The 18477-nt window shown below is 73.5% G+C and carries 22 protein-coding genes and 1 pseudogene; 6 read left to right on the forward strand and 17 right to left on the reverse strand.

Going from position 1 to position 18477, the window contains the following annotated elements:
• Positions 1–289: 289 nt before the first annotated feature.
• Positions 290–880: an NAD(P)H-dependent oxidoreductase gene (locus QQK26_RS08555; protein WP_284231824.1), complete on the reverse strand. Its 591-nt coding sequence runs from the start codon at positions 878–880 to the stop codon at positions 290–292.
• 129 nt (positions 881–1009) lie between these two features.
• Here QQK26_RS08555 and QQK26_RS08560 point away from each other — a divergent pair, with 129 nt between their 5' ends.
• The gene (locus QQK26_RS08560; protein ID WP_284231825.1) at positions 1010–1231 is read left to right on the forward strand and encodes a hypothetical protein; all 222 of its coding nucleotides are present in this window, start codon (positions 1010–1012) and stop codon (positions 1229–1231) included.
• A 159-nt stretch (positions 1232–1390) separates the two neighbouring features.
• Here QQK26_RS08560 and QQK26_RS08565 read toward each other — a convergent pair whose 3' ends face one another.
• Positions 1391–2299 carry a methyltransferase family protein gene (locus tag QQK26_RS08565; protein ID WP_284231826.1) on the reverse strand — a complete coding sequence of 303 codons (909 nt, stop codon included), beginning with the start codon at positions 2297–2299 and terminating at the stop codon, positions 1391–1393.
• A gap of 34 nt (positions 2300–2333) precedes the next feature.
• Here QQK26_RS08565 and QQK26_RS08570 point away from each other — a divergent pair, with 34 nt between their 5' ends.
• Positions 2334–2972 (forward strand): TetR/AcrR family transcriptional regulator, encoded by a 639-nt coding sequence (locus QQK26_RS08570; RefSeq protein ID WP_284231827.1) that lies wholly within the window; start codon positions 2334–2336, stop codon positions 2970–2972.
• Positions 2973–3039: 67 nt separating this feature from the next.
• Here QQK26_RS08570 and QQK26_RS08575 read toward each other — a convergent pair whose 3' ends face one another.
• The 8 genes and pseudogenes from QQK26_RS08575 to QQK26_RS08610 form a co-directional block, all read right to left on the reverse strand.
• Positions 3040–4002, reverse strand: coding sequence for an NAD-dependent epimerase/dehydratase family protein (locus QQK26_RS08575; RefSeq protein ID WP_284231828.1), 963 nt, complete (start codon positions 4000–4002; stop codon positions 3040–3042).
• A 19-nt stretch (positions 4003–4021) separates the two neighbouring features.
• A pseudogene (locus QQK26_RS08580) lies at positions 4022–4692 on the reverse strand (response regulator).
• Positions 4689–7235, reverse strand: coding sequence for a sensor histidine kinase (locus tag QQK26_RS08585; RefSeq protein WP_284231829.1), 2547 nt, complete (start codon positions 7233–7235; stop codon positions 4689–4691). The pseudogene QQK26_RS08580 and the gene QQK26_RS08585 overlap by 4 nt, the downstream one beginning before the upstream one ends.
• A gap of 3 nt (positions 7236–7238) precedes the next feature.
• Positions 7239–7826 (reverse strand): K(+)-transporting ATPase subunit C, encoded by a 588-nt coding sequence (kdpC, locus tag QQK26_RS08590; RefSeq protein WP_284231830.1) that lies wholly within the window; start codon positions 7824–7826, stop codon positions 7239–7241.
• A gap of 9 nt (positions 7827–7835) precedes the next feature.
• Positions 7836–9923: a potassium-transporting ATPase subunit KdpB gene (gene kdpB, locus QQK26_RS08595; RefSeq protein WP_284231831.1), complete on the reverse strand. Its 2088-nt coding sequence runs from the start codon at positions 9921–9923 to the stop codon at positions 7836–7838.
• 2 nt (positions 9924–9925) lie between these two features.
• Positions 9926–11629 carry a potassium-transporting ATPase subunit KdpA gene (kdpA, locus tag QQK26_RS08600; protein ID WP_284231832.1) on the reverse strand — a complete coding sequence of 568 codons (1704 nt, stop codon included), beginning with the start codon at positions 11627–11629 and terminating at the stop codon, positions 9926–9928.
• Positions 11629–11718, reverse strand: a complete 90-nt coding sequence (locus QQK26_RS08605; protein ID WP_284231833.1) for a potassium-transporting ATPase subunit F — start codon at positions 11716–11718, stop codon at positions 11629–11631. Before QQK26_RS08605 ends, kdpA begins: the two co-directional genes overlap by 1 nt.
• Positions 11715–11852 (reverse strand): hypothetical protein, encoded by a 138-nt coding sequence (locus QQK26_RS08610; protein WP_284231834.1) that lies wholly within the window; start codon positions 11850–11852, stop codon positions 11715–11717. Before QQK26_RS08610 ends, QQK26_RS08605 begins: the two co-directional genes overlap by 4 nt.
• A gap of 291 nt (positions 11853–12143) precedes the next feature.
• Here QQK26_RS08610 and QQK26_RS08615 point away from each other — a divergent pair, with 291 nt between their 5' ends.
• Both QQK26_RS08615 and QQK26_RS08620 read left to right on the forward strand, forming a co-directional pair.
• Positions 12144–13202: a magnesium and cobalt transport protein CorA gene (locus tag QQK26_RS08615; protein ID WP_284231835.1), complete on the forward strand. Its 1059-nt coding sequence runs from the start codon at positions 12144–12146 to the stop codon at positions 13200–13202.
• A gap of 123 nt (positions 13203–13325) precedes the next feature.
• Positions 13326–13814: a hypothetical protein gene (locus QQK26_RS08620; protein ID WP_284231836.1), complete on the forward strand. Its 489-nt coding sequence runs from the start codon at positions 13326–13328 to the stop codon at positions 13812–13814.
• Between the two features lie 196 nt (positions 13815–14010).
• On the opposite strand, the gene QQK26_RS08625 is transcribed toward QQK26_RS08620, so the two are convergent.
• The 7 genes from QQK26_RS08625 to QQK26_RS08655 form a co-directional block, all read right to left on the reverse strand.
• Positions 14011–14691: a DedA family protein gene (locus tag QQK26_RS08625; protein WP_284231837.1), complete on the reverse strand. Its 681-nt coding sequence runs from the start codon at positions 14689–14691 to the stop codon at positions 14011–14013.
• Positions 14692–14804: 113 nt separating this feature from the next.
• Positions 14805–15164, reverse strand: a complete 360-nt coding sequence (locus QQK26_RS08630; protein WP_284231838.1) for a hypothetical protein — start codon at positions 15162–15164, stop codon at positions 14805–14807.
• Positions 15161–16003, reverse strand: a complete 843-nt coding sequence (locus tag QQK26_RS08635; RefSeq protein WP_284231839.1) for a class I SAM-dependent methyltransferase — start codon at positions 16001–16003, stop codon at positions 15161–15163. Before QQK26_RS08635 ends, QQK26_RS08630 begins: the two co-directional genes overlap by 4 nt.
• 9 nt (positions 16004–16012) lie before the next feature.
• Entirely contained in the window at positions 16013–16234 is a 222-nt protein-coding gene (locus QQK26_RS08640) for a three-helix bundle dimerization domain-containing protein (RefSeq protein ID WP_284231840.1), read from the reverse strand.
• A gap of 68 nt (positions 16235–16302) precedes the next feature.
• Positions 16303–16590, reverse strand: coding sequence for a hypothetical protein (locus tag QQK26_RS08645; RefSeq protein ID WP_284231841.1), 288 nt, complete (start codon positions 16588–16590; stop codon positions 16303–16305).
• 34 nt (positions 16591–16624) lie between these two features.
• A complete protein-coding gene (locus QQK26_RS08650) occupies positions 16625–17002 on the reverse strand; it encodes a hypothetical protein (protein WP_284231842.1) in 378 nt (125 codons plus the stop codon).
• 127 nt (positions 17003–17129) lie between these two features.
• Positions 17130–17675 (reverse strand): RNA polymerase sigma factor, encoded by a 546-nt coding sequence (locus QQK26_RS08655; protein ID WP_284231843.1) that lies wholly within the window; start codon positions 17673–17675, stop codon positions 17130–17132.
• A gap of 131 nt (positions 17676–17806) precedes the next feature.
• On the opposite strand from QQK26_RS08655, the gene QQK26_RS08660 reads away from it, so the two are divergent.
• A complete protein-coding gene (locus tag QQK26_RS08660; protein ID WP_284231844.1) occupies positions 17807–18223 on the forward strand; it encodes an Asp23/Gls24 family envelope stress response protein in 417 nt (138 codons plus the stop codon).
• A complete protein-coding gene (locus tag QQK26_RS08665) occupies positions 18220–18426 on the forward strand; it encodes a DUF2273 domain-containing protein (protein WP_348520003.1) in 207 nt (68 codons plus the stop codon). The genes QQK26_RS08660 and QQK26_RS08665 overlap by 4 nt, the downstream gene beginning before the upstream one ends.
• The last annotated feature ends 51 nt before the right edge of the window (positions 18427–18477 follow it).

Raw genomic sequence — 18477 nt, forward strand, 5'->3', positions numbered from 1 at the left:
CGCAGCGCGGGCAGCGGCGCGGCGGGCAGCACGACGGCGAGCAGCACCACGGCCGGCAGCAGGGAGGCGCGCGCACCGGCGCCAAGTGGCGCGCGCTCACGACTCAGCACCGGAGCGACAACTCAGCGCCGTCGAACGAGCTGAGTCGTCGCTTCGGTGCTGAGTCTCGCCCGGGGGCAGCGGCACCCGGCAGCAGCGCGGCGCAGAGCAGCGCGGCGCGGCGCGGCGCGGCGCGGCCCGGCGCGGCCCGGCGCGGCCCGGCGCGGCGGCAGCGACGCGCGGCGGCCGGTCAGCGAGCGGAGGCGATGCCTGCCGCGATGGCGGACGTCGCGGCCTCGACCGCGGCGCCGCGCAGCGCCGCATCCGTCCCCTCGCTGCCGTGCACGAAGGCCGTGACACCGCGCCGGACGCCGCAGTAGTCGAGCACCCCGTGCTCGATCTGCGTGCGGAACGCCTCCGTGTAGCCGTGCCGCGCGAAACGCGCCTCGTCGGTCGCGGCGACGGGCAGCAGGTGCCCGGTCAGCCGTCCGAGCATCGCGCGCTCGCCGGTGGCGTCGAACGCCCAGCCGGCGATGAACACGCGGTCGATCCACCCCTTGAGCAGCGCCGGCATCGACCACCAGTACACGGGGAACGCCAGCACGAGGTGCTCGTGCCGGTCGACCCTGGCCTGCTCGGCCAGCACCCCGGCGTCGTCACGGCTGCGCGCGGCGTAGCCCGCGTGATCGGCGGCGGTCCAGCGCGGGTCGAAGCCCTCGGCGGCGAGGTCGGCGACCTCGACCCGCTCGCCCCGCTCCTCGAGCTGCTCGCGCAACCGCCGCACGGCGTGGGCCGTCAGCGAGTCGGCGGAGGGATGGGCGGTGACGATGAGCGTGGACATGCGGTCCTCCCGGGTCGGTGGCGGACTCGGGGGAACGGTGCATCGGGTCGGGGCATTCCCGCGGGGTGCTGTGCTCGAACCCTCCGCGCGGACGATGCGCATGCCCCGCGATCAGCGCACGATGGACGGATGCGCCCCTGGATCACCTCCGCCCTCGCCGCCCTGCTGCTCGGCGCCGCGCTGATGCTGCTCGCCGCACGGGCACCGCTCGACGGACGGATCGACGGGTGGAGCGGCGCAGCGGGTCTCGGCGGCGCATGGCTGGTCGCGGGCGGCGGCCTGCTGCTCGCAGCGCTGACCGCCGTCGTGCTCCTGCGCGAGGTCGCGCGCAGCGTCCGCTCCCGCCGCTGAGCCCCCGCTCCCCGGCCACCCCCGGCCGCACCGCTGCCCAGGGCCGGCACCGCCGGCCGCACCGCTGCCCAGGGCCGGCACCGCCGGCCGCGCCACCGGCCCGGGCCCGGCCACCGCGCACCACCCCCGGCCGCGCCACCGCCACCCGGGCCACCGCCCTCACCCTCGCGCAGGCACCGGCCGCAGCCGCGGCAGCCAGCAGCGCACCGCGCGCCGGTAGGCCCGGAACTCCTCCCCGAAGCGCCGCTCCAGGTCGGCCTCCTCGTGCGGGCGCACCGCGTGGTTCCAGACGAGCGAGCCGAGCAGGGCGTAGACGAGCACGAGCCACGACGAGCCGATGAGCCCCACCGCCGCGCCCTGCACGATGCCGGCGAGCGCCATGGGGTTGCGCACGAAGCGGTAGGGGCCGGCGACCACGAGCCGGTTCGGCATCGCGGCGGGCAGCGGGGTACCGCCGCCGCGGGTGCTCATCGCGAACGCCGACCAGAGGCCGAGCGCGCTCGCGAGTAGGAGCACGACGGTGCCGAGCGGCACCGTCCATGCCGGCATCGCCACCGCCAGGCGCCAGCGCTGCTCGACGAGCACGACGGCGGCGGGCAGCACCACCAGGAACAGCCCCCAGAACACGACGAGCTGGGCGAGCGTGGCCGCCACGTGGCCGAGCACGCCGTCACGAGCGGATGCGGGCCGGAACCCGAACGGGCCAGCCACGATCCACGCCGTCGGCACCCGGCCGAGCAGCAGCAGGCAGAGGCCGAGCGCGCTCCAGCCGGCAGCCGCGAGCATCGCCAGCGCACCCCATCCGGCCTCCGTCGTCACGGTCGCGTAGCCCGCCATCGCGAGGGCGACCAGCGCCGTCCATCCCGTGGCGACGTACGCCGCCGGGCGCCAGCCGAGGGCCGCGAGGGCGGACGCGAGCACGAACAGCGGCAGGTCGAGCAGGGCGATCGGCAGCGGGTCGAGCGAGCCGAGCGTCGCCTCGCGCACCCACGGCAGCAGCGGCACGGCGCACCACCAGGCCGCGCCGGCGACCGCCAGCACGGCGAAGCAGGCCCGACCCCAGCGCACCGTCCGACCGTACCGGGCTTCGTAGACTGGGTGGATGTCCGACCAGCGCGCCGAGCGCCGCCGCCGCATCCTCGACGCGACGGCGGAGCTGCTCACGGGCACCCCGGTCACCCGGCTCAGCATCGGCGACATCGGCCGTGCGGTCGGCCTCGCGACCTCGAACGTGCTGCGCTACTTCGAGTCGCGTGAGGCGGTCCTGCTCGACCTGCTCGACGAGCAGCAGAGCGGATGGGCGGATTCCGTCGACGCGCGCATCGAGCCTTCCGAGGCCACGCTTCCGTCGCGCGCCGCGGAGCTCGCGCGGGTGATCGCGACCAGCCTCGACGAGCGCCCGGTGCTGCGGGAGCTGCTCGCCGCGCGCGACGCCGTGCTCGAGCGCGACGTGTCGGTGCACGTGCTGCTGCGGCATCGCTACGCCGCCGCCGATGTCGAGGAGTCGCTGGTGCCGGTGGTGCGGCGTCTGCTGCCCGAGCTCGACCCGCACCGCGCGCACCGGCTGGTCGTGAGCGCGCTGCTGCTCGTGCCCGCGGTGCAGCCGCTGGCGCATCCGTCCCGCTCGCTGCTCGCGGTCTTCGAGGCCGACCCGCAGCTCGCGCGCGAGCAGCGCGGCTTCGCGGAGTCGCTCGCGCGGCTGCTGGAGCCGCTGGCGCTGGGACTCGTGCGCGGGGACTGAGCGGGCGCGAGGTCGGCCTCCGAGGCTCCCCGGGGGCGAGCGCGCGGTGGGTGCGGGGCGTCGGGGCTCAGGCGAGGGAGCGGATCACGTCGATCTCGTCCGACGGGCGCAGGCCCGAGCGCCGCTCGCGGCCGATCCCGCGACGCACCTCGTCGTCGAGCACCCGCACGACGGTCTCCTCCAGCGGTCTCGGCGCCCCTCCGGAGCGCCGGAACGCGTCGCCGCTGCGCGTCGTGAACCCCGTCTCCGAGGACGGCAGCCAGAGCGGCAGCGATCTCGGGCCCGCCCAGTAGCGCACGTCCCGCGCGAGGAGCTCCTCGTCCGGGGCGTGCACGAGCGCCCCGTCGAACCCCGTGGCCTCGGCCACGACCCGCAGGAATGCGTCGAGCGGATGGCTGCGGCCGACCGCGTTCACGGGCCCGGCGGCTCCGTCCGGTCCGGCGCGCACGATCCAGTCGGCGAGGTCGTCCACGTCGATGACCTGCACGGAGCGCCCCTCCGTCCGCGGAGCCAGGACCGCGCCACCGCGCCGCAGCCGCGCGGGCCAGTAACCGAAGCGATCGCTCGGATCGCCCGGGCCGACGATGAGGCCGGGTCGCACGGCGAGCAGGCGGTCGCCGAGGGCCGCGGCGCTCATCCGCTCGGCGAGGACCTTCGCGTCCGCGTAGTCGGACGGGTCCGTCGGCTCGACCAGGGCTGCGGACTCGTCGGCGCCGGGCTCCCTGCTGCTCGCGTAGACCGAGACGGACGAGACGAGCGTCCAGTGCGCCGCGCGAGGGGCGAGTGCTCGCAGCGCCGGCTCCACGAGGTCGGGCGCGTGCGCGAGCTCCACGACCTCGTCCCACTCGCCGGCGGCCGCGGCGTACGCATCGGGCTTGCGGCGGTCGACTGCGAGGTGCCGAGCGCCGGGCGGCACGGACCCCGTCCGGCCGCGCGCGAGGCAGGTGACCTCCGCGCCGTCCGTCAGCGCCCGTTCGGCGACACGCCGCCCGAGCCATCCGCTGCCTCCGAGGATGAGCACGCTGCGCATGGCCCCAGTCAAGCGCGCTTCAGGCCTCGAAGCGGTACCCCATGCCCGACTCGGTGAGCAGGTGCCGCGGCCGCGACGGGTCGGACTCGAGCTTCTTGCGCAGCTGGGCCAGGTAGAGGCGCAGGTAGCCCGTGTCCGTCACGTGCTCGCTGCCCCAGATCTCGGTGAGCAGCGTCTGGCGGGTGACGAGCCGGCCGGGGTTGCGCAGCAGCAGCTCGAGCACCTTCCACTCGGTCGGCGTCAGCCGCACGCGCTCCCCGCGCGCTCCACGGCGTGCGCGGCCAGGTCGACGGTCACGTCGCCGAAGACCACCACGGGTTCCGCGTCCTGGCCGGGCACCCGCCGGGTGAGCGCGCGGATGCGGGCCAGCAGCTCGTCCATCGCGAACGGCTTGGTCACGTAGTCGTCGGCGCCCGCATCCAGGGCCTGCACCTTGTCGGCGGCCCCGGTGCGCCCCGAGACGACGAGGACCGGCGCCGCGCTCCAGCCGCGCAGGCCCTCGATGACGGCGACGCCGTCGAGGCGGGGCATGCCGAGGTCGAGCATGACGAGGTCGGGGCGCTCGTCGATCGCCAGGCTCAGCGCCTGCCGCCCGTCGGCCGCCACCACGACCTCGTAGCCCTTGGCGGCGAGGGTGATGCGCAGCGCGCGCAGGAACTGCGGGTCGTCGTCGGCGACGAGGATCTTCACGCGTCGGGTTCCTTCCTACGAGCGGATGCACCGCGAACGGAGCCCCCGACGGGACGAGCGGATGCGGATGCGCCCGCCAGCGGCAGCGTCACGACCATCGTCGTGCCGCCGCCCGGGGTCTCCTCGGCGCGCAGTGCGCCGCCCATCCCCTCGGCGAAGCCCTTCGCGAGCGCGAGCCCCAGGCCGAGCCCCGCGAGGTTGTCGTGGTCGCCGAGGCGCTGGAACGGCACGAAGACGTCGTCGCGCCGCTCGGCGGGGATGCCGGGGCCGCGGTCGACGACGCGGATCTCCGCGCTGCCGGCGAAGGCGCTCGTGGTGACGCGCATCCGCTCGCCCGGCGGCGCGAAGCGCGCGGCGTTGTCGAGCAGGTTGACGAGCACGCGGCGCAGCAGGGCCCCATCCGCTCGCACGGCGCCGACGACGTCGTCGCCGTCGAGGGCGAGGTCCAGCTCGACCTCGCCCGGACCGAGCCCGAGCTCGTCGAGGGCGGCCAGCACCGTCTCGCCGGGGTCGACGTCGGCGAGCGCGACGCCGAGCACGCCGGCCTGCACGCGGCTGACGTCGAGCAGGTCGGTGAGCAGCGCGGCGAGGCTGCGCAGCGACTCGTCGGCGGTGTCGATGAGCTCGGCGCGGTCAGATGCGGGCAGCGACTCGGTGCGCAGCCCCGTCACCGCGGCGCGCGCGGCCGCCAGCGGACGGCGCAGGTCGTGGCTGACGGCCGAGAGCAGGGCGGTGCGCACGCGGTCCGTCTCGGCGAGCGGGCCGACCTCGCGGGCGGTCTCGCTGAGCGATTCGCGCTCGACCGCGCCGTCGAGCTGCGCCGCGATCACGCCGAGCAGCCGCCGCTCGCTCGCCGCGACGTCGCCGCCGTGCAGCTCGAGCTCGCCCCGGGCCCCCACCGGCACCCGCGTGGTGCGCCCGACCGGCTCGCCGTCGGTGGCGAGCGTGTCGCCGTCGACGATGAGCCGCACGCCCGCGAGCCCGAAGGCCTCGCGGGTGCGGCTGATGAGCGCCTGCACCGCGCCCTGCCCGCGCAGCACGCTGCCGGCCACGGTGGCCAGCAGCTCGCTCTCCGCGGCGGCCCGCCGTGCGAGCCGCGTGCGCCGCGCGGCGGTGTCGACGACCCAGCTGACCAGCAGGGCGTTGACGACGTAGAGCACGAGCGCCCACAGCTCGAGCGGATGGTCGACGCTGATCGTGTAGTACGGCTCGATGAACAGGAAGTCAAGGGTCAGCCCCGAGAGCACGGCCGCGAACAGGGCCGGCCAGAGTCCGCCGACGAGCGCCACCACGACGACCAGCAGCGAGTAGGCGAGCACGTCGAGGGTGATCGACTCCGGGTCGCGCGCGGTCGCCAGCAGCCAGGTGAGCAGCGGACCCGCGGTGAGCGCGAGCAGCGCCCCCGCGAGCAGTCGGCTGCGCGAGAGCGCGCCGCCCAGCCGCGGCAGCGCGAAGCGGCGGCCGGCAGCGTCGTGGTTGACGATGTGCACGTCGATGGGTCCGGAATCGCGGATGACGGCGGCCCCGACGCCGGGCCCGGTCACCGCCGCGACCGGCCGGCTGCGGCGGCTGACCCCGATGACGAGCTGGGTGGCGTTGACGCCGCGGGCGAAGTCGATGAGCGCGGCCGGCACCTCGCCACCGATCACCTGGTGGTAGCTGCCGCCGAGCTGCTCGACGAGGGCGCGCTGCGCGGCGAGGTGCTCGGGATGCGCCGCGCGCAGCCCGTCCTGGCTGGTGACGTGCACGGCCAGCAGCTCCCCCGATCCGCTCCTGGCCGCGATACGGGCGCCGCGGCGCAGCAGCGTCTCGCCCTCCGGCCCGCCGGTCAGCGCGACGACGACGCGCTCGCGCGCCTCCCAGACGCCCTCGATGCCCTGCGCCCGCCGGTACTCGGTGAGCTTCGCGTCGACGTCGTCGGCGAGCCAGAGCAGCGCGAGCTCGCGCAGCGCCGTGAGGTTGCCGATGCGGAAGTAGTTGCTGAGCGCGGCGTCGATGCGCTCGGCCGGGTAGACGCGGCCGCCCGCGAGCCGGTCGCGCAGCGCCTGCGGGGCGAGGTCGACGAGCTCGACCTGGTCGGCCGAGCGGAGCACCGCGTCGGGGATCGTCTCGCGCTGCGGGGCGCCGGTGATCTCGTGCACCACGTCGTTGAGCGACTCGATGTGCTGGATGTTCACCGTCGAGATCACGTCGATGCCGGCCGCGAGGATCGCGTCGACGTCCTGCCAGCGCTTCGCGTGCTGCGAACCGGGGGCGTTGGTGTGCGCCAGCTCGTCGACGAGGGCGAGGCCGGGGGCTCGGGCGAGCAGGCCGTCGAGGTCCATCTCGTCCAGGCGCACGCCGCGATGCTCGATGTCGACCCGCGGCAGCACCTCGAGCCCGTCCAGCATCGCGGCGGTCGCCGCGCGTCCGTGGGTCTCGACGACGGCGACGACGACGTCGGCGCCCTCATCCGCCAGTCGTCTCCCCTCCTCGAGCATGGCGTAGGTCTTGCCGACGCCGGGGGCGGCTCCGAGCAGCACTCGCAGCCGCCCTCTCGCCATGCGCTACTCCTCCAGCTCGTCGAGCGCCAGGTTGAGCTCGAGCACGTTCACGGTCGACTCGCCCAGGTAGCCGAGTCCGCGTCCCTGCATCGTAGTTTCCACCAGCTCGGTGACCCGCTCGACGCTGATCCCGCGCGCCTCGGCGACACGGTCGACCTGCAGCAGGGCGTAGGCCGGGCTGATGTGCGGGTCGAGGCCGGAGGCGGATGCGGTGAGCGCGTCCGCGGGCACGTCCGCCGGGTCGACGCCATCGCGTTCCGCGACGGCCGCGCGGCGCTCCTCGATCGCGGCGACGAGGTCCTCGTTCTCCGGGCCCAGGTTGGACCCGCTCGAGGCGCCGCCGTCGTAGCCGTCACCGGCTGCGGACGGACGGCTCTGGAAGTACTCGGGCAGCGCGACGCCGTCGGCGTCGACGAAGGACTGCCCGATCAGCGAGCTGCCGACGACCTCGCCGTCGCGCTCGATCAGGCTGCCGTTCGCCTGCGCCGGCAGCACGAGCTGACCGACGCCGGTGATGAGCGCGGTGTAGCCGACGCCGAGCACGACGGTGGCCAGGATCATCGCCCTGAGGGCGACCAGATGGATGCGCATGATGGGTTCCTAGAAGCCGGGCAGCAGGCTCACGACGAGGTCGATGAGCTTGATGCCGATGAACGGTGCGACGAGGCCGCCGAGCCCGTAGACGAGCAGGTTGCGGCCGAGGATGCTCGACGCGGACGCTGCGCGGTAGCGCACGCCGCGCAGCGCGAGCGGGATGAGCACGACGATCACGAGCGCGTTGAACACGATCGCCGAGAGGATGGCCGAGGCCGGCGACGACAGCTGCATGACGTTCAGCAGCGCGAGCCCCGGGAAGACGCCCGCGAACATCGCCGGGATGATCGCGAAGTACTTGGCCACGTCGTTGGCGATCGAGAAGGTCGTCAGCGCGCCGCGCGTGATGAGCAGCTGCTTGCCGATGCGCACGATGTCGATGAGCTTGGTCGGATCCGAGTCGAGGTCGACCATGTTGCCCGCCTCCTTCGCCGCGCTCGTGCCGGTGTTCATCGCGACGCCGACGTCGGCCTGCGCGAGCGCCGGGGCGTCGTTCGTGCCGTCGCCGGTCATCGCCACCAGGTTGCCGCCGGCCTGCTCGCGCCGGATCAGCTCGAGCTTCTGCTCGGGGGTCGCCTCGGCGAGCACCTCGTCGACGCCCGCCTCGGCGCCGATCGCCTCGGCCGTGATCCGGTTGTCGCCGGTGACCATGACGGTGCGGATGCCCATCGCCCGCAGCTCGGCGAAGCGCTCCTTGATGCCGTCCTTGACGACGTCCTTGAGGTGCACGACGCCCAGGATGCGCACGGCGCCGGAGCGGTCGCGCGCGGCGACGACCAGGGGCGTGCCGCCGGTGCGCGAGACGGACTCGACACGCTCCTCGAGCTCGGCGAGCAGCGTGCTCGGCAACGGACGCTCCGACTCGGCCCAGGCGACCACGGCGCTGGTCGCACCCTTGCGCACCTCCGAGCCGTCCGGCAGGTCCAGTCCGCTCATCCGCGTCTGCGCCGTGAACGGCACGATCTCGCCGGGCGTGCTCTCGGGCAGGCGGACCCCCTTCGACGCGGCGAGCGCGACGATCGACTGCCCCTCGGGCGTCGCGTCGGCGAGCGAGGTCAGCGCGGCGAAGCGCGTCAGCTCCTCCTCCGCCGTGCCGTCGACGGGCAGGAACCCGCTCGCGCGCCGGTTGCCGTAGGTGATGGTGCCCGTCTTGTCGAGCAGCAGCGTCGTCACGTCGCCGGCGGCCTCGACCGCGCGGCCCGACATGGCCAGCACGTTGCGCTGCACCAGGCGGTCCATGCCGGCGATGCCGATCGCGCTGAGCAGCGCGCCGATCGTGGTCGGGATGAGGCAGACGAGCAGCGCGATCAGCACCGGCAGGCTCACGGGCGCCGCCGCGTAGGAGGCGATCGGGTTGATCGTGAGGCACACGACCACGAAGACGATCGACAGGCTGGCGAGCAGGATGTTCAGCGCGATCTCGTTGGGCGTCTTCTGCCGCGAGGCGCCCTCGACGAGGCCGATCATCCGGTCGACGAAGGTCTCCCCGGGCTTCGCCGTGATGCGCACGACGATCCGGTCGCTGAGCACGCGGGTACCGCCGGTGACCGCGCTGCGATCGCCGCCGGATTCGCGCACGACGGGGGCGGACTCGCCGGTGATGGCCGACTCGTCGACGCTCGCGATGCCCTCGACGACGTCGCCGTCGCCGGGGATGAGCCGCCCGGCGACGACCTCGACGAGGTCGCCGACGCGCAGGTCGGCGCTGGAGACCTCCTCGAGGCGGCCGTCGACGAGGCGGTGCGCCGTGGTCGAGGTGCGGGTCTTGCGCAGACTGTCGGCCTGCGCCTTGCCGCGGCCCTCGGCGACGGACTCCGCGAGGTTCGCGAAGAGCACGGTCACCCAGAGCCACGCGGCGATGCCGGCGGTGAAGGACACTGGCGTCTCCGTGCCGCCGGAGGACTGCGGCCCGCCGAGGAACGGCTCCGCGACCGCGAGCACGGTCGTCAGCACCGCCCCGACGAGCACGAGGAACATGACGGGGTTGCGCCACATGAGGCGCGGATCGAGCTTGCGGAAGGCGCCGGGAACGGCGGCAGCCAGCGCGGCGGTGTCGAAGGAGCGCCGCTTCGGCGCGTCCAGGGTGGTGGACATGGTCAGTTCAGGCCTTCCGCGAGGGGACCGAGCGCGAGCACGGGGAAGTAGGTGAGGGCGGTGACGAGGATCGTGACGCCGACGAGCAGCCCGACGAACAGCGGGCGGTGGGTCGGCAGCGTGCCGACCGTGGCGGGCACGCGGTGCTGCGCCGCGAGCGAGCCGGCGAGCGCCAGCACGAGCACGATCGGCACGAAGCGGCCGAGCAGCATCGCGATGCCCAGCGCGGTGTTGAACCACGGCGTGTTCGCGGTGAGGCCCGCGAACGCCGATCCGTTGTTGTTCGCGGCGCTCGTGAAGGCGTAGAGCACCTCGCTGAGGCCGTGCAGACCGGGGTTCCAGATGGAGGTGGCCTCCACATCCGCTCGCACCGCCGGGATGGCGAAGCTGAGCGCCGTGCCCGCCAGCACGAGGGTGGGGGTGACGAGGATGGTCAGGGCCGCGAGCGTGATCTGCTTCGGACCGAGCTTCTTGCCGAGGTACTCGGGCGTGCGGCCGACGAGCAGGCCGCCGATGAACACGGCCAGGACCGCGAGCACGAGCATGCCGTACAGGCCGGATCCGACGCCGCCGGGGGCGACCTCGCCGAGCATCATGTTCAGCATCGGCAGCATGCCGCCGAGCGCGGTGTAGGAGTCGTGCATCGAGTTGACCGCGCCGGTGGAGGTGAGCGTCGACACGGAGCCGAAGATCGCCGAGGTCAGGATGCCGAAGCGCGCCTCCTTGCCCTCCATCGCGGCGCCCGCGGCCTCCGGCGCCGTGCCCCAGCCCTGGAGCTCGATCGCCGAGAGCGCGCTGACGCTGGCGATGAACAGCGCTCCCATCGCCGCCGCGATCGCGAGGCCCTGCCTGCGGTCGCCCACCATCGTGCCGAAGGTGCGCGGCAGGCTGAAGGGGATCGCCAGCATCAGCAGGATCTGGAACAGGTTGCTGATGCCGTCGGGGTTCTCGAACGGATGCGCGGAGTTCGCGTTGAAGAAGCCGCCGCCGTTGGTGCCGAGCAGCTTGATCGCCTCCTGGGAGGCGACCGGGCCGCCGGGGATCGACTGGGCGCCGCCGGCGATGGTGGCGACGTCCTGGAACCCGGCGAAGTTCTGGATGACGCCCGTGGCCAGCAGCACGATGGCGCTCAGCACCGCGAGCGGCAGCAGCAGACGCACGAGTGCGCGGGTGAGGTCGACCCAGAAGTTGCCGATGGTGCCGGTGCGGACGCGCGCGAAGCCGCGGATGAGCGCGACCGCGATGGCGAGGCCCACCGCCGCGGAGACGAAGTTCTGCACCGCGAGGGCCGCGAGCTGGGCGGTGTAACCGAGGGTGAGCTCGGGCGAGTACGACTGCCAGTTCGTGTTGGTCACGAAGCTCACGGCCGTGTTGAAGGCGAGGTGCTCGCTCGGAGCCGGCAGTCCCAGGCTGTACGGCAGCCACTGCTGCAGGCGCTGGATCGCGTAGACCGAGAGCACGCCGACCACCGAGAAGGCGAGCACGCTGCGGGCGTAGGCGCCCCAGGTCTGCTCGCCCTTCGGGTCGACGCCGATGACGCGGTAGACGCCGCGCTCGACGCGGAGGTCCTTCGCGCTCGTGAAGGTGTGGGCCATGAAGTCGCCGAGCGGCCGGTGCAGCAGCACGAGCAGCAGGGCGACGGTGGCGAGTCCGAGGGCCGCGGCCAGCTCGGGTGCGAGGTCGGCGGGAACGCTGCCGGGGGCCATCAGAATCGCTCCGGCTTCACGAGGGCGGTCACGAGGTAGACGATCGCCGAGATGCCGAGCGCCGCGGCGATGAGGTCGAAGACGATCACAGCTTCTCGACCCCCTTCGCAACGAGCGCCACGAGGGCGAACGCGGCGACGATGAGCGCCGCGTACAGGATGTCGAGCACGGAGTTACTCCAGTTCGGGTGGTTCGCGGCCCCGGTCGGGACGCGACAGCCCATCCGACACCCGCCGGACGCGCGCGATCCCGGTCCTCACGGTTCGCATACGCGCCCGGCCCGCATCCTCACGCCTCGCAGACGAGGGGCGGTGACCCGCGCCGAGCGGAGCCGCGAGCTGGCTACACTGGCGCGGTCGCGTATGCGGCGGACAGGATCAGGAGAGGCGGTGCGACGCGGATGTCCGGTGACCATCGCCCGGCGTCGACCGAGGACCGTCCCCGATCCACGGCCCGCGCCTCCTGATCATCACCGTCGATCCGCGCTGCACCGCGCGAGCAGGCAGGAGAGCGCATGGCGCTCATCGACAACGGCATCTACGTCGACGGCAGCCGTCGGCACACCCCGGCGAGCCTCGACGAGACGTACGAGCGCCTCCACGAGCACGGTGGCATGGCCTGGATCGGGCTGTTCCAGCCGAGCGAGGAGGAGCTGAGCTCCGTCGCCGCCGAGTTCGACCTGCATCCGCTCGCCATCGAGGACGCCCGCAAGGGCCACCAGCGCCCCAAGCTCGAGCGTTACGGCGACACCCTGTTCGTCGTGCTGCGGCCGGCCTGGTACATCGACGAGACCGAGACCGTGCACTTCGGCGAGATCCACCTCTTCGTCGGGCCGAGCTTCGTCGTGACCGTGCGCCACGCCGCCCGGCCGGAGCTCGCCAGCAACCGTCGGTGGATGGAGGCGCACCCCGAGCTGCTCCGACTCGGCCCCGAGGCCGTGCTCTACGCCGTGCTCGACGAGATCGTCGACGGGTACGCGCCCGTCGTCGCGGGCCTCGAGAACGACATCGACGAGATCGAGGACCAGCTCTTCGCCGGCGACGACGCCGTCGCCCGACGCATCTACGAGCTGCTCAGCGAGGTGATCGGCTTCCAGCGCGCGACGAGTCCCCTCCGCTCGATGCTCGAGGCGCTCCTGCGCGGCGCCGCCAAGTACGGCACGCACCAGGAGCTGCAGAACCGGTACCGGGACGTGCTCGACCACGTGCTGCGCATCGCGGAGCGGGCGGATGCGTTCCGCGTGCTCCTGGAGAGCTCGCTGACCGTGCACAGCACGCTCGTGACCCAGCAGCAGAACGAGGGGATGCGACGGCTGGCCGAGGCGAGCCTCGCGCAGAGCGAGGAGACCAGGCGCCTGTCGAAGCAGAGCATCGCGCAGAACGAGGAGATGAAGAAGATCACCGGATGGGCGGCGATCCTGTTCGCGCCCAGCCTGGTCAGCAGCGTCTACGGCATGAACTTCGAGGTCATGCCCGAGCTCGGCGCGGAGTGGGGCTACCCGATCGCACTGGCGGGCATGGTGGCCCTCGGCGTCGGGCTCTGGGTGGTCTTCAAGTGGAAGCGGTGGCTCTGACGGCGCGTCGCGGGCGGGCTCGGGAGCGCGTGGCGCGAGCAGGGCGCGAGGAACGGGGACCACGTCGTTCGGGATCCGTCAGTGAGCGCATCCGCTCGGTGCACGCGGCGTAGACCGGGTGCCGTGACCCTCACGACGATCCTGCCCACGCTGCGCCGCAGCATCCCCGATCCGCTCGACAGCAACCGCTGGCCCGAGCGCACCCGCGCCACGACGACCGACGTCGTCGTGTGCGGCGTCTCGCTGCTCGGCCTCGTCGAGCTGTGCGGCACGCCCTGCGTGCACTCCGCCGCCGGCGCGGCGCCGGGCACGGGCGGGCGGCCGTCGCCGCTCTTCGACGCCAGCGCCGTGGTGCTCCGCATCACCGAGGTGCTGCACTCGGCCGAGGGCGCCACGCTCGTGCTCCTCGACGGCCGGCTCGACCACCCGGGCACGGCCTGGGGCGAGCTGCGCCTCATCGGTCGCGCCTCGACCGCGCACGACGCCCCCGCCACGGTGCTCGGCGGTGCCGAGCGCAGCGCCTCCGTCGAGCTGCCGGCCGACGTGCGCCCCGGGGACCTGCTCGCCGTGCCGGTGCGCGGCGTGCCCTGCCTGCGGGAGCTCCGCGGATGATGCACCCGGTCACGTTCCGGGCGATGCGCTCGGGGCACTGGGGCGCGGGCGCGCGGGCTGGGGCGCGCGGGCAGCCGCGCGGGCAGCCGCGCGTGCAGCCGCCGAGGGGGCGGTAGGTGCTGCTCCGAGCCCCTGCGCGCGCAACTGCTGCCCCCTCGCCCCCCTGAGCGCCAGTTCGGCGCGGGGCTCGGGTCCGCTAGTTGTCCTGGGCGAGACGGCGCTCGCGCAGCACCTTGCGCACGCGCACGACGATGAACCACAGCACGAGCAGGCCGATGACGCCCACCGCGGCGTAGGAGATGATGCCGCTCCACTCCTCGAGGATGGGCTTGATCGCCGGTCCGAAGGCGAAGCCGAGGCCCACCCAGATGCCGTTCCAGAGGAGCGAGCCGGCGAGCGTGTAGAAGGTGAATTTGCCGAAGTGCATCCGCTCGATACCGGCCGGGATCGAGATGAAGGAGCGCACGAGCGGCACGCAGCGCCCGAAGAACACGGCGGCACCGCCCCAGCGGGTGAAGAACGCCTCCGCCTTGTCGAAGTCGGTGCCGTCCATGAGCGGGATGCGGTCCACCAGCCGGCGGGTGCGGTCGCGGCCGAGCGCCGCGCCGATCCAGTACCAGAGCCATGCGCCCAGGAGGGCTCCCAGCGAGGCGGCCACCCACGCGCCGACGAAGTTCATGCGCCCCTCGTAGGCGAGGAAGCCGGCCACCGGGAGCAGCGCCTCGGAGGGCACCGGCGGGGCGAAGGTCTCGATGAGCACGGCCATGCCGACGCCGACCTCGCCGAAGACCTCCATGAGCCGCAGCACCCAGCCGATGAAGCCGTCATAACCGGCACCGGCCTCGGTCTGGGCGGCGGCGAGGAGGAGGTGGGTCATGCGTCAAGAGTGCCAGACCGCGGCCGGGAGGACGCCCGGCTCAGCCCGCCCGCGCACGGTGGGGCAGTGCGACCCGAGGAACCGAGGGGCGGGGTGCGGAGGAGGTCGTCCCGTCAGATCGCGGAGAACCCCACGACGACCGCTCGGAGCTCGGCGAGCGTCGCGAGCAGGAACGGGTCGTCGAGGTCCGGCGGCCTCCGCTCGATCAGCGCGTCGACGCCCGACACGAAGTCGGCCCGACGCCGGGCGCTCTGCCGCGACGGCTCCCACAGCGCCGTCGAGTGCAGCCCGCTGACGAGCTCGTCGGCCTCGATCAACCACTCCCATGTCGGACGGCTAAGGCGATCGGACTCCCCGTACAGATCCTCACGCTCGTAGCCGGAGAGGAGCGCGTCCGTCAGCACGAAGCTCCGCTCGATGAAACGACGAGCCTGCGCGGCCGCGTCCCGCGCATCGCGGCGACAGGGGCTCATCCGTCCTTGCGCGCCACGATCGTGTACGTGCACGGCACGAGCTCGCGCTCCCCATCGGGCCAGGCGAAGCCGTCGGGCACCTCCACCATCCGCGGTGAGAAGCGCCAGGGCAGGGTGCGGCCCTCATCGAGGCGCAGGATGCGCAGCCCGGCGCCGATCAGCGCGTTCACGATGTCGGAGAGCGGATGCGCCCACTCGTAGGTGCGCGTGTGCGCCACGACGCCGTCGCCGCTGTAGGTCGAGGCGTCGTCCCAGACCTGGGGCGCCTCGGAGGAGAAGTAGGGGTAGCGCAGCCGCAGCGAGTCGGCGGCCTCGTCGAGGGCGTACAGCGCCGGGTGGCCGTCGCGGATGAGGAACGTGCCGCCCTCGCGGAGCAGGCCGGCGACCTGCGCGGCCCAGCGGTCGAGGTCGGGCAGCCAGGTGATGGTGCCGATGCTCGTGTAGACGAGGTCGAAGTCGCCAGTGACGGCGGCGCGGGCGTCGAGCACGTCGGTCTCGACCCAGGTCGCCTCGACGCCGAGGCGCTCGGCGAGTGCCGCGGCGGAGCGCAGCGCGCCGGGCGAGAAGTCGACGCCGGTCACGCGGGCGCCGGCGCGGGCGAGGGACACCGTGTCGGTGCCGATGTGGCACTGCAGATGGCAGACGTCGAGACCGTCGACCGAGGGCAGGTACGGCGCGAGCGCGACGAGGTCGGCGCGCACCACGGGGCTGAGGTGACGCGGATCGTCGAAGGCGGCGATGCCGTAGGACTCCTCGTGCAGCGGCACGCGGTCCTCCCAGTTCGCGAGGTTGACCGTGCGGGCGCCCTCCCAGTCGATGTCCGCGGCGTCGTCCCCCATGCCGCGAGTCTAGGAGGGCTGCGCCTCCGCGTCGTGGTTGAGGATGTCGCGAGCGCGGTGCTCGGCGAGCGGGCCGACGTAGTCCTTGACCTTCGCGTCGGCGAAGTCGTGCACGGTGTCGGCGGCGACCTCGTCGATCAGCCCGGGGTCGCGGTCCGGGAACCTGTCCTGCAGGTGCGACGCGACCTGCTCGATGACCTGCTGCTCGTCGTAGTCCTTCTGCTGCTCCATGCGGCCAGGGTTCGCTCGGCACGTGAACGGCGGCTGATGATGACCGGCGAGGGCGGTGTGCCCGGTGGTCAGCCCTCGATGCGCCCGACCCGCACCAGCACGGCGACGTCGGGCCCGACGACGGCCTGCACCGCCGCCGCGACGGCGGCTGCCGTCGCCTGCGCCGGGGCGTCGCCGCGCACCCCGATGCTCACGGTCGCCCGCGAGCCGCGCACGTCGCTGAGGGGTTCGTCGTCGCGCTGCAGCAGCAGTCGCGCTGCGCCGCCGATGCCGGCAGGTGCGCGGTACACGCGAGCCACGCCGGGCACCGCCGCCGCCGTCGCGTCCACCGCGAGGGCCAGTTCGCGCTCGCTCATCCCTCCGCCTCCTCGCCGTGCACGTCGACCACGGTCACGTCGATGGTGGCCGAGGCGAGGGGGTGTGCCGACGCAGTGCCGCCGCGACGACCTCCCGCACCCGGTCGGCGACGGCGACGAGCGGCCGGTCGCCGAGCACGCTGAGCTCGATCTCGATGCGCGGGGCTCCGTCGAGGTCGCGGATGCGCGTGCGGCCGACGAGCGCGCCGGGCACGCCGTCCCCGGCCTCGCGCACGAGCGTGCGCACGGCCCCCTCGGTGACCACGAGCCCCTCGGCGTACGGCAGGTCCCTGCCGGCCCGCACCTCCTGCGCGACCGTGTCGAGCAGGCCGTCGAGCCAGCCGGGGGTCGGCGTCTGCTCGGTGACGTCTCGGTCGACCAGCTGCTGCGAGAGCGCAGCGAATCGAGCCATGGTGTCGAGCAGCGCCTGGCACTCCGGGTTGCAGTCGATCGCCGCGATGGGGGTGTCCGCCCTCGGTCGAGGTACGCGGAGAGGTCGTCGAGGCTGTAGCCCGATCCGCCGATGTCGTCGTTCATGGTCACCTCCAGTCCTTCATGCGGTCGATCACGGTCCTGCGCGCACGGGCGAGCCGCCCGCGCACGGTGTCGACGGGCACCCCCAGGTGCGCCGCGATGTCGTCGTACGACTCACCCGCCACCTCGCGCAGCAGCCAGATGGTGCGCTGCTCCTCGGGCAGGGCGGCGAGCACGGCGCCGAGAGCGTCCAGCTGCGACCGCTGCACGGCGGCGCGCTCCGGGTCGAGGCCCTTCGCGGGCACCTCGAGGTCGTCGATGGGATCGGTGAAGCGGCGCGAGCGGATGCGGTCCGTCGCCTTCCGGCTGACGATGGTCGTCACCCAGGCGCGCACCTTGTCGGGCTCCTGCAGCTTCGGCAGCTGCTCCCACGCCGTGATCAGGGACTCCTGCACGCAGTCCTCCGCATCGCCCGCGGAGCGCAGCAGCCGCGTCGCGAAGGCCCGCCAGAACGGCGCGTGGCGGCGCACCAGCACGCCGAACGCGACACCGTCGCCATCCGCGGCGCGACGGGCCAGGAGCCCGTCCGTGGCCTGCTCGATGGAGCTCATGCGCGCACACCTCCCATCCGGGTTCCTGCCAGCGGTCTCCCCGTGACGAATCGCGCCGCGCATCCGTCCCAGTAGCGAACCCAACAGTAGGGCAGCAGCAGGCCGCCCGACCCGAGAAGGAGATGAGCATCATGGCGCAGACCACCACCCCCGACCTCAGTACGAACGGCTCCGGCAAGACGACGATCGCCGACGGTGTGGTGTCGAAGCTGGCGGGCATCGCGGCCCGTGAGGTGCCGGGTGTGCACGCGCTCGGTGCGGGCGCGGCGCGTCTGGTCGGCAACATCCGCGAGGCGATCGGGAACAAGGACCTGTCGCAGGGTGTGAAGGTCGAGGTCGGTGAGACCGAGGTCGCCGCTGATGTGACGATCGTGGTGGACTACCCGGAGGAGCTGCAGAAGGTCGCCGAGGCGGTGCGTCAGTCGGTCTCGCGGGCGATCACGGAGCTGGTGGGGATGAAGGTCGCCGAGGTCAACGTCATCGTCACGGACGTGTTCATCCCGGGCGAGGACGACAAGGACGAGGCCGAGGAGTCGCGAGTCCAGTGAACGGCGCAGCGTCCATGAACGGTGTGGTCATCGGCGCGTCGGCGGGGGTCGTCCTGGCCCTCGCCGGCCTCGCCTACGGATTCTGGGGCGTCGTCCTCGTGCTCGTCCTCGGTGCCATCGGTGCCGTCGTCGGTGGTGCGGTGACGGGCCGCCTGGACCTGCGTGCCGCGTTCCGTGCGGCGCGCGGACGCAAGGTCGGTTGATGGTCGGCGCGTCGCCGGCGGGCCGGGTCGTGTTGAGCAGTCGGGCGATCG

It is taken from the genome of Arenivirga flava (assembly GCF_030161575.1).
Classification (GTDB): Bacteria; Actinomycetota; Actinomycetes; order Actinomycetales; family Microbacteriaceae; genus Arenivirga; species Arenivirga flava.